The organism is Streptomyces sp. NPDC014864 (assembly GCF_043081525.1).
Classification (GTDB): domain Bacteria; phylum Actinomycetota; class Actinomycetes; order Streptomycetales; family Streptomycetaceae; genus Streptomyces.
In genome coordinates this window covers 47,114-64,072 of sequence record NZ_JBIBWT010000026.1, presented here as the reverse complement: position 1 = coordinate 64,072, position 16,959 = coordinate 47,114, and the positions used below count along the sequence as shown (strand labels likewise).

Annotated in this window: 12 protein-coding genes; 3 read left to right on the top strand and 9 right to left on the bottom strand. The window is 69.2% G+C overall.

Going from position 1 to position 16,959, the window contains the following annotated elements:
• Positions 1-79: 79 nt before the first annotated feature.
• From ACF1A5_RS31575 to ACF1A5_RS31560, 4 genes are read right to left on the bottom strand one after another with little or no spacing between them, the layout of a single operon-like run.
• Complete coding sequence (locus ACF1A5_RS31575; RefSeq protein WP_392196283.1) at positions 80-274, bottom strand: DUF397 domain-containing protein; 195 nt, start codon at positions 272-274, stop codon at positions 80-82.
• 12 nt (positions 275-286) lie between these two features.
• On the bottom strand, positions 287-1,141 hold the full coding sequence (locus ACF1A5_RS31570) for a helix-turn-helix domain-containing protein (RefSeq protein WP_392196282.1): 855 nt from the start codon (positions 1,139-1,141) through the stop codon (positions 287-289).
• 7 nt (positions 1,142-1,148) lie between these two features.
• On the bottom strand, positions 1,149-1,673 hold the full coding sequence (locus ACF1A5_RS31565) for a DUF6879 family protein (RefSeq protein ID WP_392196281.1): 525 nt from the start codon (positions 1,671-1,673) through the stop codon (positions 1,149-1,151).
• A complete protein-coding gene (locus ACF1A5_RS31560) occupies positions 1,651-2,052 on the bottom strand; it encodes a hypothetical protein (RefSeq protein ID WP_392196280.1) in 402 nt (133 codons plus the stop codon). The genes ACF1A5_RS31565 and ACF1A5_RS31560 overlap by 23 nt, the downstream gene beginning before the upstream one ends.
• A gap of 539 nt (positions 2,053-2,591) precedes the next feature.
• Between ACF1A5_RS31560 and ACF1A5_RS31555 the strand changes: the two genes are divergently transcribed.
• The 3 genes from ACF1A5_RS31555 (at position 2,592) to ACF1A5_RS31545 (ending at position 7,472) form a co-directional block, all read left to right on the top strand.
• Positions 2,592-3,089: a DUF6415 family natural product biosynthesis protein gene (locus ACF1A5_RS31555; protein ID WP_392196279.1), complete on the top strand. Its 498-nt coding sequence runs from the start codon at positions 2,592-2,594 to the stop codon at positions 3,087-3,089.
• A 254-nt stretch (positions 3,090-3,343) separates the two neighbouring features.
• Positions 3,344-4,009: a hypothetical protein gene (locus ACF1A5_RS31550; RefSeq protein ID WP_392196278.1), complete on the top strand. Its 666-nt coding sequence runs from the start codon at positions 3,344-3,346 to the stop codon at positions 4,007-4,009.
• Positions 4,010-4,949: 940 nt separating this feature from the next.
• Positions 4,950-7,472 carry a hypothetical protein gene (locus ACF1A5_RS31545; RefSeq protein WP_392196277.1) on the top strand — a complete coding sequence of 841 codons (2,523 nt, stop codon included), beginning with the start codon at positions 4,950-4,952 and terminating at the stop codon, positions 7,470-7,472.
• 111 nt (positions 7,473-7,583) lie between these two features.
• Here the strand turns inward: ACF1A5_RS31545 and ACF1A5_RS31540 are convergent, their stop codons facing one another.
• The 5 genes from ACF1A5_RS31540 to ACF1A5_RS31520 form a co-directional block, all read right to left on the bottom strand.
• A complete protein-coding gene (locus ACF1A5_RS31540) occupies positions 7,584-7,904 on the bottom strand; it encodes a S1 RNA-binding domain-containing protein (protein WP_392196276.1) in 321 nt (106 codons plus the stop codon).
• A complete protein-coding gene (locus ACF1A5_RS31535) occupies positions 7,816-8,109 on the bottom strand; it encodes a S1 RNA-binding domain-containing protein (RefSeq protein ID WP_392196275.1) in 294 nt (97 codons plus the stop codon). The genes ACF1A5_RS31540 and ACF1A5_RS31535 overlap by 89 nt, the downstream gene beginning before the upstream one ends.
• Positions 8,110-8,122: 13 nt before the next feature.
• Positions 8,123-8,377, bottom strand: coding sequence for a hypothetical protein (locus ACF1A5_RS31530; protein WP_392196274.1), 255 nt, complete (start codon positions 8,375-8,377; stop codon positions 8,123-8,125).
• A 203-nt stretch (positions 8,378-8,580) separates the two neighbouring features.
• Entirely contained in the window at positions 8,581-14,562 is a 5,982-nt protein-coding gene (locus tag ACF1A5_RS31525) for a hypothetical protein (RefSeq protein ID WP_392196273.1), read from the bottom strand.
• Between the two features lie 75 nt (positions 14,563-14,637).
• Positions 14,638-16,959, bottom strand: a complete 2,322-nt coding sequence (locus tag ACF1A5_RS31520) for a hypothetical protein (RefSeq protein ID WP_392196302.1) — start codon at positions 16,957-16,959, stop codon at positions 14,638-14,640.

Below are 16,959 nucleotides of genomic sequence, written 5' to 3'. Positions count from 1 at the left end.
CCGATCCCGGCTCTTGCCCTGCGCTGCGACGTAGAGCTCCGCCATGCAACCGTTGAGATCAACGGGGCATCCGCGCCGTCTACCACTCATCTACCGCTGATGCCTTTGCATACCGCAGGAAGGCTGTCCAGACTGTCGGCGGAATGCTTATGACTCCGCGGCCGCGGTCCTTGGTATCGCGCACCATGACGGCGTGCAGGGCATTGTTGGCTACCTCCACGCACGTGTCTTGCGAGGTGTAGGAGCTGGTGCGCCAGCTGGGCTGCTCGGGCATGTGGCCGGCCTCCTAGTCGGTTGGGATCCGGTCGAAGTGCTGGATCGCGGTGAAGACGAGGTCGCGGACGGCGTTGCCGTAGACGGCCGACTGCTGGAGCAGGGCGAACGCTTTGCCGTACAGCTCGACTTCTCGGGGCTGGGAGACGGACAGCTCTGCGGAGTAGGTCTCGACGAGGACGAGTTTGTCGTCGAACATCGAGAACGAGTTGCCTGGCCAGATGGCGGCCGGGGCGGAGCGGGGGACGATGCCGAGGCTGAGTCGGGGCAGCCGCATGACGGCCAGGAGACGGTCAAGCTGTCCTTTCATCACGTGCGGGCCGCCGAAGTTGGTGTAGAGCGCCTGTTCGCCGAGGAGTACGTTGAAGATTCTTTCGCCCTGGTAGAGGTACTGCTGGCGCTCCAGCCGCCGGGCTACGGCTGCTTCACAGTCGTCGGGGATCTCGTAGTAGTTGACGACCTGCTCGAAGACTCTGGCGGCATACTCGGTTGTCTGGAGGGTTCCCCATACGACCGTGGGGTGCCAGATGCGGAACACTCTGGTTTTGGCGTAGATGGGGATGGCTTTGTGCTGGCGTTTCTCGGCTCCGGTCTGGAGTTGGCGGCGCCACTCGAGCCAGAGTTCGTCGACGTGGCGGACGATGGCGATCAGGTCGCCCCGGTGCTCATCCTGGCCGGTGATTCCGCACCAGAGGCGGATATCGTCCTCGCTCGGGCGCTGCTTGCCGTGCTCGATGCGTGAGACTTTCGACTCATGCCATGCGGCGGCATGCGCGAAGGCCCGGCCGCTGGCGAATCCGGCATCCTTGCGGAAGCCGCGCAGCCGGGCACCGAGCGCTTGCAGTGCCTCGTCTACTTGTGTGCTCACGGAGGGTTCAGGGCTTGTAGTCGACGTGGGGAACGGCGTGGGTCCACAGCAGGTCCCGCAAGGCTACGCACTCGGCGACGACGTCGGGGGCTTCGATGAGGTGTGAGCCCAAGACCCGGCCGCCCGCATCGAAGTGGCCCACTGCCAGGAGGCAGTCGTCGTACAGCCACCAGTCTTTTGCGTCGAAGGGAAAGGTGACGCCGTCCGGCAGGAGGTGTCTGGGCAGCCATCGGATGTTCTCGCCGGCTTCCTCGTTCAGCGAGGTGGTGGCGTACTCCCACTGGATGTAGGGGCTCAGGGGCTCGGTCACGACCCGGACCCGACGCACCGTCATGCCGCGCCCGGTGCACTGCTGCACGAGCTCCGTCCACGGCTTGAGGTAGGCGTAGTCGACGTCTTCGCCCGCAAGCCAGCTGTGGAAGGGGCCGTCTTCGCCGGGTACGGAGTAGTCGTCGCGTAGTTCCAGGTGGAAGGCGTCCTGCTGGAAGCGGTCGAAGAGCCGGTTGCGCTCAGCGCTGGAGATCAGCTCCACGGGGTTCCTCCAGGAGGGCGGTGATGGCCGACTTCGGTACCTCGACGCAGGTCTCGTAGTGCGGGATCGACATCTGTGCCAGGGCTTCCTGGTCGGTGACTGCCCTGCCCTGGACAACGCACGTGCCCTGCGGGGTGTGGATCATGATGGGGGCCTGGGGGCGCTTGATGTCCACGGCTGGAAGGCCATCCTCCTTCAGGTGCTCGAACAGCTCGGTCGGCACCTCCACCGCTGTTTCGCCTTCGGGGATCTCGAGCTGCATAAGAAGCTCGTTCGCGAAGAGCTGCCAGCCCTGCACGATGTAGCTGTCGCGGTCGGTCGCGTACAGCGTCGGGCAGTCGCCGCTGGTGGAGTTGGTGCCAAGGAACCGTAACTTCATCGTCCGTCTCCCGTCCTCAACCTTGCTCAGGTTTGCGCGACATACCGATCGTGGGCTCCCTATACGAGCCCGTCAATCGTGCTGCTGCAAACTCGCGCAAGTTCCTTGGGACTTGAGGAGCGGCGAGCCTACGGTCTTCATCAGCCGCCGGATGCCACCGTCGCGTCCCACCCGCGGCCTGGCTCTACGCCGACGGCATGGAGGAGAGCCCGGCCCTGTCTCCCCCGGCAGGGCCGGGCGCCCGCCGCCGAAGGGATTGCGCCTGGACCATGACCAGCGCACGGCCCCATCCCGACCGGCGTACCCACGCAACCCACTTAAGGAAGCACCCAGGTGACCACCCCTAGCCATCGGCCGCCGCAACACCCATCAGGAGCCAAGATGTGGATGCGCGTCTACACCGTCACCCGCAACGGCACCGTGGCCCCTTCACGTGCCACCGTGACCGTCCCCCACGGATACGAACCCGCAGACGAGTTACTCAGCCCCCGGCTGCCGCCCTGCGCCTGTCCCCTCCACCGCCCGACAGGCCCCGCACAGTGAACGGCAGCCTGGACACGGCTCTCGGCGCGCAGGCGGTGGACGTCGACGGGATGCGGGGGTGCATCGGCCGGCTCCTCGGGCCCCATGCCGAGATCCCGGAGACGGACGAGCTGGCCATGCTGACCGGCGTGCTGCGCGGCCACATCGAATCGATCACGCCGAGGATCGAGCAGGCGGCCCTGAAACTACCCGCCGACGACGTACCCCGGTACTGCGCACTCGCATGCGTCGGCGAAGCCCGCAGGAAACTCACCACCACCGCCAGCCCCGGCCCGTCCGCAGCGGTGGCCTACGCCCGGAAGCTGGCCCGCTCACTCGCCGCACTGTGCGACCACTGGGAGACACTCGCGGGAGTGGTCATGTGCCTGGCCTGCGACCAACCCATCCGCGACGGCGAAGCATCGATGCCGTATGACCACATCAGCCCCTCCGGCGGCACAGCCCTCTCCGGAACCCTCCACACCCGCTGCGCCCACACCATCCGCCGCCACTGACCAGTCCGGCAGAACACCGGGGGGTGCCGTGGTGGCCCTTCGGCTCAGGGCCGCAAGCCCCGACCCGCCGTGGCCCCGGCCGCAGCGCACCGCCCCCGGCGGCCCCGGGGCGCTGCCTTGCGCTGCCCGGCTGGGACCTGGTCGGGGCTCGCTAGCTGCCCGCCCCAGGCCCCCAACCCTGGACAGGTCGAACCTGGGGCGGGCACCCCACCCCCTCTCCATCCACTCCCCCAACCTTGACGGGAACCCATCCGATGACCACCGTCCCCGCCAGCGCCACGAGTGCCACCGCGCGGCTGGTGCCCTACATCACCAGCCGCGAAGGCGAGCAGCCCGACCTGCACTTATCGCTGCGCGGCAGTCTCGGCCCGGACGGGCAGCTGCGGTTGGGCTACTGGGACGAAGTGCCCAGGGACCGTGACCTGCGCGGGGTGCTGTGGGGACGGTGCTCCCAGCAGATCGGCGTCGACGGGTGGCCTACCGGGCGGCCGCGCTGGCGGATGGTGCACCCCTCCCGCCAGCGCGAATGCATGGAGCAGCTGCGCTGCCAGGTCTGCGCACGGCCGGCCCGCACTCGCCACGGTGTCCTCTTCCTCGCTGGCCCGACAGAGGTGCACTCGGAGGGTGCGGTGGTGCGCACCGCGCAGCCGCCCGTCTGCCCCGCCCACGCGCGGACGGCCGCGGAACAGTGCCCCCACCTCGCCGGTCGGCCGACCGTGTTCCTCGCACAAAGCGCCCCGCTATACGGGGTGCTCGGCACGCCGTATCAGTGGAGCAGCGACGGCTTGCGCGCACTCCCGGCACCCGACGACGCACTCCCCTACCGGCATCCCGGACTGCGCTGGACCCTCGCCTCACAAATGATCCGCAGCCTGCGCGCCTACACCATCCACACCTTCGACGACCTCCCCAGCCCGTAAACCCACCGACAGCCGGCCACCCCCGGACCGCCCGCACCTCCCCACATTCCCCCGCGTGTACGGGGAGGAGCCGGGGCGCGGCGACCACGCGGGACGGCGGCTGGCGGAGCAGCCGGCGCCCGGCAAGGCGCAGGCCCAGCACAGGCCGACGGGCGGACAGGCGCAGACCGGAGCAGTGGCCGGGCTAGGGCGCGGGCCGGCGCAGCGGTCGGGGACATGAGGATGAAGCGACAGGCGCAGGGTGTTGCCGCTGCCCGGCAACACCGGCCGGCGCGGGGACCTCGGACGCCAGGCGGCCTCCGGCCGGTGCCCGGCCGGGCGGGTTCGCGTCGGGGTCTACGCAGGTTAGAGGGGGGACACCACGGTGCGGTGTAGTCGCTCAGGCTCGGCAGATCGGGGCGCAGCTCGGCGGCCTGTGCGGTCAGCGTGGGCACCGAGGGCCGGGGGGCCTCCAGCGGGGCGGCGAGCTCGACGAGGCGCAGTTGGGTGAAGGCGCCAGCGGACAACCGCGGCGCCGGAGCCGCTCACGCCGCTCCGTCACCGACTGCTTTACCTCAAATCGTGCTGGGGGCACCACAGTTGGGTGCTGGTTCACCTGATCCAGTGAACTGCGCCGTTCGGATCCGGCATTGCGCCGGAACGGGTGACAGATTCTACGGTGCACGTCGGTGGCTCATCACTGGCGTCCGCCTCATGCCGCCGTCGGCGGAGCAGGAGCAAGCTGCGAGATGTCCAGGCGCCACCGAGGCGCTGTTGGGACTAATCGTTCTTCGGGCGTTGGCAGATGGGCTGTACGGGGCGAGGACCGCCGCACACCCTTCTGCAGGGCGTTGGCCCGTTCCTCGTCGGCACGAGGCTTCGGCGCTCGGGCGCGTGACACGCTCCCGAGAGACGGGAGCTTCTGTGTTCGCCCGGCACGCCCGGGTGGAAGGACAACACCATGGTCGCGAAACGACGCGACGGTATTTTCCCGCGCATCGGCACCGACGCCTGGGGCCGGAACCTCGCGGACGCCATCGAGAACACCTGCGCGGAACACGCGGTCGTGCCCCCTCCCCGGCAGGCGATCACCGAGGGGCTGGCCACCGCTCTCCCGGACACCGAGATCAGGGGCCTGATCGCCAGCCGGAGCGGCAAGAAGGTGCTCAAGCCCTCGGCCTACCGTCTCGTGCAGGCCGGCGACGAGCAGGTACTCCTGCTGATGTGTGACGTCCATGGTGCTGCGGTGGTCCCGTGGGACCTCAACGACCGCACCGTCGGCTGCTGGTCACCGCCCGTTGCTGAGGCCAGCCAGCGCGTCAAGGAGCTCGTCGCCGCCGAGCTTGTGCTGCACGAGGCCAGGAAGACCGCGAAGACCGCTGAGAAGGAGCGGGAGAGCTGCCGCCGCGCTGCCGGTGACGATACGTACGCCGCGCAGGCCCTGGCTGCGGCCACGCAGAAGCACGAGGACGCTGAGCGCCGCGTGGGGGAACTCGAAGGCGAGTGCCAGGCCCTCCTCACCGCCCTCGGTGGCCGGCGGCCGCGTCCTGTGGTCCGGGCGGCGCAGGAGGACGGGGAGCCGAAGGCGGCGCTCGCTCTCGCCGAGCAGCCGTACGAGGTGGCCGTCCACATGCAGCGGTACGCTGCCGAGAATCTGGAGCGTGCCGGCAAGACCCGCGGCTACGACCTGGCCGAGTCCCTCGTGGACGCGGGCCAGCTCTCCAAGGGCATGAACGTCCTGCAGCAGTGGCAGATCACCCATCCCGACGGCACGGTGTCGAATCTGTGGCGGCTGGCCGCCGTGACCGGGAACAACCGTGCACTGGCCCGTCTCAACATCTTCCGTATGCGTCCGGAACACCTGGTCACGGGGATGCCCCAGTCCCTCCTGCCCATGCCGAAGGACAAGAAGGCCAATCCCGAGCTGCTGCTGCTGAGCCAGCGGGAGATCCTGAACCGGCTCTCCGACCGGCTCAACGAGGCCGCCGCCAAGCCGGAGACCGAGGCGACCGACCCGTCGGCCCGGGCCGGGAAGATCGCCACGGTCTCCGCGGAGATCGTGATCGGCTGCACCAAGCCGGCGGCTCTGGAACACGTCCTGCGGACGCTGAACGTTAACGACCACCTGCGCGGCATCCAGCCCTACGACGAGGATGCGCGCCTGATCGCCCTGTTCGCGACGCTCGTCGACGCCTACGCCAGGGAATCGCTCCTCGCGGACGCGCTCGCCGAGGCGTTCCCCGACGCGCGCGGCGCGGACCTCCTCGACCTGGCCGGGGTGCGCGACGCGCTGACCGCCAACGGCCCGCTCGACCCGCTCGTGCCGCTCGTGCCCGCGGGCGACGACGTCTCCCCGGCCGTACTCCGCGACATCGCGGTGCGCGCCATCACCGCGCTCGTGTTCCCCGAGATCCCGCCCGAGGCCCCGAAGCGGACGAACGCACGCACCGTCCGCGACACGGGGCGCTTCTGGCCGATCGTCAGGGGCACGCTGCAGGAGCCGGCGTGGAGCCAGACCAGGGCGAAGACAGCAGAGGCACGCACCCGCCTGTGGTCCGCCGCCATCGCCCAACTGTTCCTGCACCGGGGCAACATCCTCTCCGCCCTCGGCTTCTTCGGCGTCCCGGAGACCGCCAAGGGCGCCGGGCAGGACCCGCGGTCACTCAAGGTACTCCTCCTCGGGGCAGAGGCCGGCGACGCAACTGCCTGGGCCGCCCTCGTCCAGCGCATGGCACCGGTGCTGATCCACGCTCCACAGCCGTTCATCACCGCTGGCCAGGGCAGCGAGGCAGGCGACGGCCGCAAGGGGGTGCGGCGCACCCCCAAGAGCGCCCTCGCCGCCCTCACTCTGGCCTACACGGCAACCAGCGCCCCGAACATCAGCCGGGCACTCCTCCTCGCGTTCGCGAAGGCCGTGCTGGAGCACCCGGACGCGACGCAGCCGCCCGAGGCGGAAGACGGTGAGCCTCTGGTCTGTTACGGGGAGCGGCACTGGGTCGAGGGCCGGACGCCGATCACCGCGGGGATGGTGATCGCTCCCGACACCGAGGGCCGGCCAACCCACTACGTCGCGGACAAGGCCTGGTTCGACGAGACGTTCCCCGTGGATCTCGGCCGCCCGGCCCCGAGCAGCCCCGGAAGCACCACCACGTCCCCCACGGCCGGAAGCAGCACGGATCCCACTGCCACCACCGTGCACGGCGCGCCGCCGGCCGACCCGCACGACCAGTTGGCCACGCTGCGCCGGGAGCTGCCCGCCCGTGTGGACCTCGTCGAGGGCGGCTACCAGCAGGCCGTGGACTCCGCCCACACCCTGATGACGGATTTCGAGGAGGCGCACCGCCTGCGAGTCCAGCTCGGAGAGGACGCGCTCCCGGCCGAGCAGCGGATCGAGTGGATGGAGAAGCTGACGAAGGTCCGGGCCGCGGCCCAGGCCAGCGTGACAACGCTCGAACAGGTGGAAGCGCTGATCCTGCAGGTGTGACCGGCGCGACAGAACCCGATTCCGTCATGTGCTGGCGGGCCCCTCAAAGCAGTCGAGGAGCCCACCTCCTGTTCTCACCAGCCGCGTGACCGGGCCGGCCACGCGGCTGGTTCAGGGGCGCGTGCCGAGGGTGGGCAGGCCGACTGAGGCGGTTCGCCTCGATTCGTCTGTTCCACCAGCGGCACCCAACCGCACCCGGTGGCGCTGAAGGTCGACCTCGGCGACCTTCACCGTGATCAGCTCGCCTTCATCGACAAGCTGATCCGGGGTCTCGACCGATTCGTCAGTCAGCTCCGAGAGGTGAAGGAACCCCACGACGTCGCGAGCAAGCTGCACAAACACATCAAATGGAACGATCTTGATCGGCCCGGTGAGAACGCAGCCGGCCTGATCCGCAAACCGGATGAGTGGGTCCTTCTGCAGAGCCTTCAACGAGAGCGTGACCTGTCCGGAGCGTGTCGGTGATGATCACCTCAGCGGTGATCCGCTGGTCGGCTTCGACCGTCTCGGAGGGGTGGTTGATCCAGCCCCACGTTAGGTCCGGCACCCGGATGAAGCCGGTGCAGAGGCCGTTCGGCTCGCCATCGATGTGAACGAAGACCCCGAAGTTGTAAACCTCGGCGACCGTTCCCGTCACGACCTGCCCTCGTTCAACCGACCGCGAGGAGGAAGGACCGCAGGGCCGGAATCTCGCACGCGCTCGCGGAGAGGTGGAGCTCACCTTCGCGCCAACGGCCGATCTCTTCGGCGTCGATCTCCTGGCCGACCTCGAACAGCTCGGAAGGATGCTCCACCCGACGCATCGACGCCTCATGCCCGGAAATCCGGCCGATCTCGGCCATCTCCCCTTCGGCGTCTACGAGCTGCACCAGGACGTCCGCCCCGTCGAACCCGGTGACCTTCACCGCTGTTGGGCTGAGCACATCATTTTCCTGGGCGCAGCAGACTGGGCCAAGATCGGCAATGAGCCGCGGGACACGGACGGGCGACGGGCACGGTGTTCCCGTGAAAATTAATCGTGGCGGCCGCCTTCCCACCGGCCTGGCGGTCCTCATAGGCAACGGCGGGAACGGTGGGGGCCGGCGAATGGCCGACCCCCACTGGCAGGTCATCCCTCGGCGGCGAGCACGCCCAGCGCCGTATGGAGGACCGGCTCCACGCGCAGGCGCGTCCCATCCCGGTCGAACACCTGGAGGGCTTCCAGGCAGGTGACGGCAGAGCGTGCCTCATCCGAGGAGAGACCGGCCATCTCAGCTGCGGTGACGAGGTATGCGTCCTCATGCCACTCGGCACCGAGCTGCTCGACGACCCCGTCGTAGGCGGCCTTGAGCGTGTCTTTCTCCAGCAGCCCCACAGCGTCGACGAACTGTTCGGCGCCGCTGCTCTGCTCCAGCCACAACGTCAAGTCATCCAGCACACGATCTTGGTCGGGTCGATCCTCACGCAGTTGCAGAGCCCTGTCCAGCAGGTACGGCCAGCCACCCGTCGCGGCCGCCAGACGCGTCAGACGTTCCTCCGTCTCGCACAGGCTGTGGCACTGCGTCCAGTCCTTCAGGCTGCGCAGGTCGTGCCGGCGCAGCACCACGACGGTGTCGTGGTCGGCGTCGGGGCCCGTAAGGAGATGGGACCAGAAACCCAGCTGTGCTACGCCCGACACGAGAACTACAGACCTGTTGGCCTCAGCGGACTCGGGGAGGACCGATGTGGCCAGATCGAAGGACTCCCGGCAGGACTTCTCACTGCCCATCGAGAGATCGCTGATCAGCAATCGCCGCTCGCCTGCGCGCCCCGCTGCAAGCTCCCTTCGGAATGTCTTGGCGCTGCCGATCGGTGGCACTGACCAGCCCGCCACCCTTCCGGTCATCTCACGCAGAGTCCGCTCCACATCCGCGATGCCGGTCGCCTGCGTACCGAGAACGACACGCACCTGGTTGACGTATTCGCCAAGCAAGTAGTCGATCTGGTTGACAGTGAGTGGCGCGGACCGGCCGTCGGAGAGGTCCGGACGGCTCTCCAGAACGACGGTGTCCTCCAGCCGAGACTCCCTTTCCGCCCGCAGCAATCGCGCCTCGATCTCCTGGGCGGTGCCGATCATGCGCAGTGCGTTGGGACCCCGCAGGTGCCAGCCCTGCCCGTCGTTGTTCGGCGCCAGGACACCGAGGCCGACCATCTCCTGCAGATAGGCCCGGAAGCCCTCGCTGTCCAGCTGCTCGAAGCCCCGAGGCCACCAGCCGGCGCATTCCTCCCGCAACTCGCGGTCGCTGAGCCGTGTCTCCAGACCGTTGTCCCGGGCGTGCTGGGCGAGGACGTTGGCGATGACGTGGTAGCGGTCGTCGAGGGCGAGGGTGTCCTTGAAGGCCGCGGTGATGTCCGAACGGAGCGAGGAATCCTGTTCCACCGCATCCACATCGGATTCCTCGATCATGTAGGGCGGCGCGGCGAACGGTGCTCGTGCCCGCTTGCCCTGCATGACCTGCACCATTCGGCTGCCGAAGATCTGCAGCAGGAAGGGCTGGTACGAGCAGAAGCCCAGCACCCGGTTGACGAGGTCAACGTCGGCGAATTCGAAGCCGAGGGCACGCATCGGGTGCACGATCAGGTCGGCCGCGAACTGTGGGGCGAGCGGGCCGACAACCGTCGGGGTCTGCGCCAGGTGGCTGAACGGGCCGTTCCTGGCAAGCCGGGTGAAACGCTGGACCGAGTGCAGACCGGCGAAAACGACCTTGGCCCGGCCGCGCGAGTCCTCACCCAGCCCCCGAAGCCGACGGGTCTCCGTACACTCTGGGACGTCCGCCTCGAAGAAGCGGTCACACTCATCAAGGAGGATGAGCAGCCGCCGGTCGGGGTCTTGAGCGAGCCAACGGGCGATCCCGTCGGTGACCCGCTGCCACGACTCTTGCTGCGGGCCCCGACGCCGGGGCTCCTCCAGAACGCCCTGCCTGATCAGCTCCTGGTCCAGCGTGGGCCAGATGGCCTCGGCGCCGAGTGCGGTGCCTCGGCCGATGCCGATCTTGTCCAGATTGAGGTAGAGCTTGCGGTAGGCGCCGGGGCGCTGTTCCTCAAAGCGGTCTCCCGCGTCGGCGAGCAGGGCTGACTTGCCGAGGCCCCGACCGCCGTAGAGGATCTGGGTCCCCGCCGGGTCGTGGATGCTCTTACGCTCGCGGTCCCGGCCGTAGAACATCTCGCGGCCGATCTGGCCGCGCTTCTCCTTGATGTAGGGGTTCACCGCGGAGAACGGCAGCAGCGTCTCTGTTGTGGCGTCCACCCGGCGATTGCCTTGCGCGATGAGGTAGGCCAGAGCGGCGTCGTCGACGACCATGATCGGCTTGGTGTCCTGGGAGGCTGCGGCCAGCTCGATACGGGTCCTGCTGTCCAATGTCCCGAAATGAACGACGAGCAGACTGTTCTCGTCGGGGTCTTGGAGAGCACGGGTGATGAGCAGCTTGGCCGCCGGCCGACCCCAGATCAGCAGGGTGCGAAGCTTTCCGCCCCGGTCCTTGATCTGCGAGCCGAAGGCCGGTGCCCAGGCACGGCCGGTGACGTGCACCGGCGCCAGCTCGAAGAACCGGTAGTCCTTACCGCGCGGCAGGTCGTCCAGGGGCCGTGCGCGCCGGGCCTCGTATCCAAGGAGGGCCAGAGCCGGATTGAGGCTCTCGCGCGGGTTGATGTTGATACGGTCCTTGGTCGCGGCCAGCGTGCTCCACAGCTCCAGGGCCGCAGCGGCCCGCTCGGCCTCTTCTCCCGAGAGTCCGGCGTAGTCCAGCGCGGCGTGGTCGCTGTAGCGGCCACGGGCTCGGACGGCCGCGATCAGTTCCGCGTCGATTCCACCCGGTAGCGCTTCCGGCACGTCGGGGAAGAACGCCTCCAGGTGTGAGTCCTCGGACCTGATCTCCGGTACCGGCTCGCCCAGTTCGAGGAAGTAGACGAGTTCGGCCGCGGTGGCCAGACTGTCGGTGTCCAGGTTGCGCAGGACCCGTTCGTGGTCCTCCGCGCTCACGTCCGTCAGTGCGCTCAGCCGGGCACGCAGGCGGTCGGCGGCTTCCTTGCGGTAGCGGGGCAGGAGTTCCTCGACGCGATCCAGGTTGCGGCGGACCGCGGCCAGCTCGTCCGGTCGGTCGTGCTTCAGGTGTGCTCTGGCGTCCGCCAGCAACTCCTGGAGATTGACGTCCTGTTCGACGGTGAGTGCCTCATCCGCCTGGGACCGGCGGAGCCGGGCGGCCAGTTGCCGCTGCTTCTCGGCGAGTGCCGCTCGGCGCTCTCTCTCCACCGCGGTGAGCTGTGCGCGTTGCTCTTCCGAGAGGGTGAAGGTGTGGGCCGCCGGGAGCGCTTCGAGGTCGGCGAGGTTCGTGATGGCACGGACCACGCCGAATTCGTCCCGGGCGAGTTGCTGTTCGATTGCGTCGTCCCAGGTACGGTTCACCGCCTCCAGCAGATCGTTCATGGTCGGCTTTCCGCCTGGTGCGGCCGGGCACGCCTTGTACAGCTCGGCATCCAGAACCTGGTGGACGTCTGGCTCGGATCCCGTCTCGGCTGGTGGGCTGTTCGCGTCCAGTCCGTCGAAGATCTCGGCGAACAGGTCCTGGGCCACGGAGGCGGTGGCTTTCGCTAGGACCGTGGAAGTGCGTTCGGCCGCGGCGAGATCTTCGGTGATCCGTTCGCGCAGGCCAAGGAGGGACAGGCGCAGGGAGGCGACGGACTGGAACGCCCACATGTTCTCCTCCGCACGTCCCGCCTCCAGGTCGCGCTTGACCGCACGCCACTGCCGTACGGCATCCCGCACGCGCTCCAGGCAGTGGCGGACGTTGTTGCGGCCCGCCCCGTGGATACCGCGGCCGCCCGGCCCGCGCAGTGCGGCGTCCATCTCGTCGATCGCCGCCTCGATCTGCGTGCGCCGAGTGAGGTTCGCCAGCAGCTCGTCCGCGCGCCGTTCCGCGTCCGGGGTCCCAGCCACGATGGATGTCAGCACGATGCCGAGCAGGCCGGTCGGAGCCAGCCAGCGCTGCACCATGGCGCTGGCCCGCTGGAAACGCAACCGAGGCACGATGAGCAGAGCCTGACAGGCGTCCACGGCCGCCCGCAGCTCGCTCTCGGTGTGCGAGACGTCGGCGACCACGGCATAGGGCGGGGCAACGAGCAGCGCGCCCTGCAGGGCGCGCTCCGCGACCGTGGTTGCCACCTCGTGCAGAGCGTCGGGCAGTTGGGGGGCGAGTGCCCGCAGCTGCGCACCGACCACGGGTGCGCCCGTCACGAGGGCCGCGCGAACCAAGGTTGGCAGCAGGAGCAGGGACAGCGCGTCGGTGTCGCTTTCCTTTCGGGCCTCCCACTCGTGCAGTGACTCCTCGATGACCTGAGCCGCGCGGCCGGTCCTAGAGCGCAGCAGTGTCGCCGCCGAGGCCAGACGCAGAACCGAGGACTCGGTGGCCGGGCGGTCGGCGACCTGCGACAGGTGGGCGGCGAGCCCGAAGCGCTTCTCGGTGATAAGCCGGGCAAGAATCGGCTCTATGTCCTTCGTCCCCGCGCCGCCGAGGACGGGACCCGTGCCGGTGCCGGCGGCCGCAGTCGCTGCGGGATTGGAGCCTCCCCGCTCCTGCGGCGCGGGCTGCTGTTCCGCGGGGGCTGCGGACCAGGAACCCTGCTCGACCGGGCCGGGCTCGGCGGTGCGGTGGTCTTGCGCCGCGGACATGCCGGCGTCCGGAGTGGCGGCCGTCTCTGAGGAAACGGTGCGGCCGGGGGTCTCCTGGGTCTCGGCGGGTGCCTCGGTGTGCGGGACGGCAGTGTCGGCGGCGGCGCTCCTGTCCTCAGTCACCGTGATCTGCTGGTACAGGACGGCGGCCACAGCGTACGGCGGATGTGCGACCGACAGCTGCTTCTGAAGTTCGATGATCTCCTGCTGTGCGTCGGAGTGGTCCTTCAGGCCGGCGAGGCGCACCAGCAGCGTGAGGAAGTGTGCACAGGCGTCGTCCTGTTTGTCCCACTCCTGCTTCGTAAGGAGTGCCTCGGCTCGCTGCCTGGCGTCCGCGATCACCGCGGCCACCGCGCTGTCCGGGGAGCAGCCCAGGGCCGTCACCGTCGCCACCACGCGACGGGTCTCGGCGTTCTTCTCGTGCCGATCTGCTCGCGTACGAACCTTGTCGATCGCCGCGAGGACATCGGTGAGCCGATCCGCGACGCCGGCGACTCCGAGCGCGGAGAGCGCCACCCGTACGCGGGAGAACGCCGGAGCGACGGTGGCAAGCGTCGTCAGATCGGTGTCGGCCGGCGGGCACCCCTCCAGCAGGGCGGCACGCACACGGTCGATGGCCTCCCGCCCCTCCTCTACGACGCGCTTGAGTGCGTCCTCAGCCGCGGTCAGGTCGTCCAGAGACTCTCGCTCCCCCAGCGGCTGCTGTACCTGTTCCGCATCGGGCTCGACCGGATGGGGGCGCGATGCGTGATCGGGCTGTCGGGGGGCCGGAACTGCCGTTGTCCGCTGCGGGGCCTCCGACACCACGTCCTTGTGCAGCGCGATGGGGTGGTCAAAGCCAGGAGTCTCATCGATCACCTGCTGGGCCACCTTGAGCACCGCGTCTCGAGCGGCCTGGTCCGCCTCGATACCGAACCAGTCGTGTTCCGCGACCCATGCGAGCAAGCGGGCGTCGTACGCCGAGGCCTGCAGGTGGGAAAAGATCGCCAGGCGGAGCAGGCGTGTGCCCCAGCGGTCCACGAGTTGCGGGCCGGTGCGGGCGGGCCTCTGCTCCCCGACCATGCGGTCGATGTCGTTCATGATCCGCGCGGTTAGGTGGGTCACGGCGTGCCTGCGGTGGGCAGGTTCCACCCGTTGCACCCGCTTCAGTACCTGCTCGCTGAGCACGCGCCCGAAGCGCCGCGGCTCGACCTTGCGGAAGCCAAGGCCGTGCATGACGGCCTGACGGTCCTTGGGGCCAAGGGAGTTGAGCGCGAGTTCGGCCTCCTCGACGGTGAGACCGTCGAGGGCAGCGTCCAGGACCCGGCCAAGCCCGTCGAGCGCTGCGGCGAGTTCCTTGAGCAGTCCGACCGGTGTTCCCTGCGGGGAGAACGGTGGTTTCGTAACCACGGGATAGCTGGCGGTCATTCAGTCCCGATCTCTTGTGTTCTGGGCGTGGACACGGGGGGGGTGTGCGGCGCGCGGTGGATCCGGCGGACATGGTCAGCGTCGGCGGGAGTGTGCGGTGACGAAGGTGTAGCCGGGTGGCAGTTCCCAGCCGTCCGCTTTTCCGACGTGACGGCAGTGCTCGCGGTAGGCGGCGCGCTGCGCGTCGGTCGGCTCCCAGCCTGTGGGCAGCCTCCGCAGGAAGCCGTGGACGAAGTGCTCTACGCCCCTGTCCTGCAGGGGCGTGCCAGGACCCGAGCCCGGCCGTGGCATGACCACGGGGTTCGGCGCGTAACCGATCAGGGCGATCGACACCTCACCGTCGCGGGCGGGATGGTGGGGCTCGCCGTCCGCGCCACGGCTGCCTGTAGCGGGGTACAGGTGCCGTTCGGCGAGGAGTTGGTCGACGGCCTGCTCCAGTGCGGTGACCTGGTGCGGGGCGGGAGTCGTGTCGTAGACGCCTCGGGGGAGGGCGGCCCGGTCGAGCAGGGCATGCCCGTCGGGTGTGAGCCGGCCGAAGCGTCGTACGGCACGCAGGACCAGACGCCTGGTGTCCAGGCCGGTGGACGAGTCGCCGTCCCGGCCGCTGCCCGGAGCCCCTTCCCGGGTGAGGACGCCGGGGTCGTAGCGGTGCGCGACGAGTTGCCCGTCGATGTCGACGGGGTGCTCCAGTTCGACGGTGTGGAGCCGGAAGACGGTGCCGCCGCGCGGCCACTGGATGTACAGGCACAGCCCGGGGAAGAAGTCGATGGGCCACTGGACGTTTCGAAGCGTGCCGGTCTCCTCGGTAAGGTCCAGAAGAACCTCTTGGACCTCCTCGGACGTGTCGAGCTCGCCCCCGGGGTGGCTGAGTTCCAGGCGTACGGGGGTGGAGTCCTTGCCGAGATATGCCAGCCCGTCCCGGACCATCCGGCTCAGCGGCAGTCTGCCCTCCATGATGTGGGCGAGACGCAGCGGGAGCGTCCAGCAGACTTCGCTGTCGTTGATTCTCAGATAGTTCGGCAGACCGATCCGGTCGCCATCCGCGAGCGGGACGTCAGCGGGCTGGGCATCGGCGTACCGCTCTTCCTCCGCCTCTTGCTGCTGGGGAACGCTCTGCGGGGGCACGGCGACGGTCTGGGGCGGCGCGGGTGGATGCACCGTGTCGTGCCAGCCGCGTCCCGCCGGGCGCAGCGGATCGCTGTCGTCCGCCTCTTCCGAGCCCGGATGGTGGGAGCGCCAGACGCCCCCGTTCTGGAAGTCGTCGTCGAGGGTGATCCGTACGTCGGTCTCGGCGCGCAGGCCGTTGTCCGTGTCCCCGCGGACGAAGTCTGCGACCGCGAGGTTGGCGCGGCACACCGAGACCGCGTACTCCACTCCCGCCAGGAGGGGGTCGGAGCCGTCGACGCCGTGCAGCCACGGCCCGATCGCCGTGTACACGGTGCGGGAGCCGTTCAGGCCGTGGCGTCGGCGGGTTGCCGGGGCGGCGCTGCGTTCCAGGGAGCCGGCGAGGGCTCGCAGATCGGCTCCGCCCAGCGGCCCGTCGTGGCACAGGCCGGCCCCGACGCGGGTACGGGTCAGCGCGTAGTGGCCCCAGCTGCGCAGGCTGTCGCTGGTGCGCAGGGCGTGACCGACGGTGTCCAGGAGCCCGCCGAGGGCGTTGGTGAGCCGCCCCTCCGTGCTGCTCCCTGCCAGGTGGGCGACGGACACGGGTACGAGGGGGCTCAGCAGTGCTTCATGCTGGTGGGTCAGCAGGTGGTGCAGGAAGGCGGTCGAATCCTCGAGCCCGGCCTGCTCCGGGGAGCCGTAGCGGGCGTCGACGACGACGTGTCCGTCCTTATTGAGCCACTTCTGGCGGGCCCGGAAGCGTTGGAGCTTCGCCTGGCCGAGCTGCAGCGCGGGGCCGAAGGCCGTGAGATCGGGGACGAGCAGCTCCCGGCGCACGGGCTGCGGTGCCTCCTCGAGCTCGCCCGGTCCCCTCACACCGGCCGGGGCCCCGGACATCCATGCGGGTATGTCGGCACGCTCCTCGAAGCCGGGCTGGCGTCCCTCCTTGTAGACGATCTCCGCATACAGCGGGTCGGAGCCGGTTTCGATCCGGACGAGTGCCCCGACCGGCAGGGCCGGTACTTCGTCGCCCAGCGTCAGGGAGGGGAAGGCATCCAAATCGAAGGGGCCGTTCCCGTAGCCTTCACCGCCGACTTCGTAACCGAAATAGGCTGCGTTGAAGGCGACCGCGGTGTGCACCGGACACGCGCGGTCGGCTACGACCGCCTCCAGGTAGCGGCGCAGCCGCTCAAGCTCATGGAGGGGTGTGCCCTGGTGTCCGCCGGTCATGGCGGGAGTGAGCACAGGCTCCCCGTCGTACGGCCGCCAGATGTCCGGTCCGGTGGTGGTCAT

Coding starts and splice junctions, on each gene's coding strand:
- ACF1A5_RS31575 (WP_392196283.1), bottom strand. CDS start 274: ATGCCCGAGCAGCCCAGCTGGCGCACCAGCTCCTACACCTCGCAAGAC.
- ACF1A5_RS31560 (WP_392196280.1), bottom strand. CDS start 2,052: ATGAAGTTACGGTTCCTTGGCACCAACTCCACCAGCGGCGACTGCCCG.
- ACF1A5_RS31550 (WP_392196278.1), top strand. CDS start 3,344: ATGACCACCGTCCCCGCCAGCGCCACGAGTGCCACCGCGCGGCTGGTG.
- ACF1A5_RS31545 (WP_392196277.1), top strand. CDS start 4,950: ATGGTCGCGAAACGACGCGACGGTATTTTCCCGCGCATCGGCACCGAC.
- ACF1A5_RS31525 (WP_392196273.1), bottom strand. CDS start 14,562: ATGACCGCCAGCTATCCCGTGGTTACGAAACCACCGTTCTCCCCGCAG.
- ACF1A5_RS31520 (WP_392196302.1), bottom strand. CDS start 16,959: ATGACCACCACCGGACCGGACATCTGGCGGCCGTACGACGGGGAGCCT.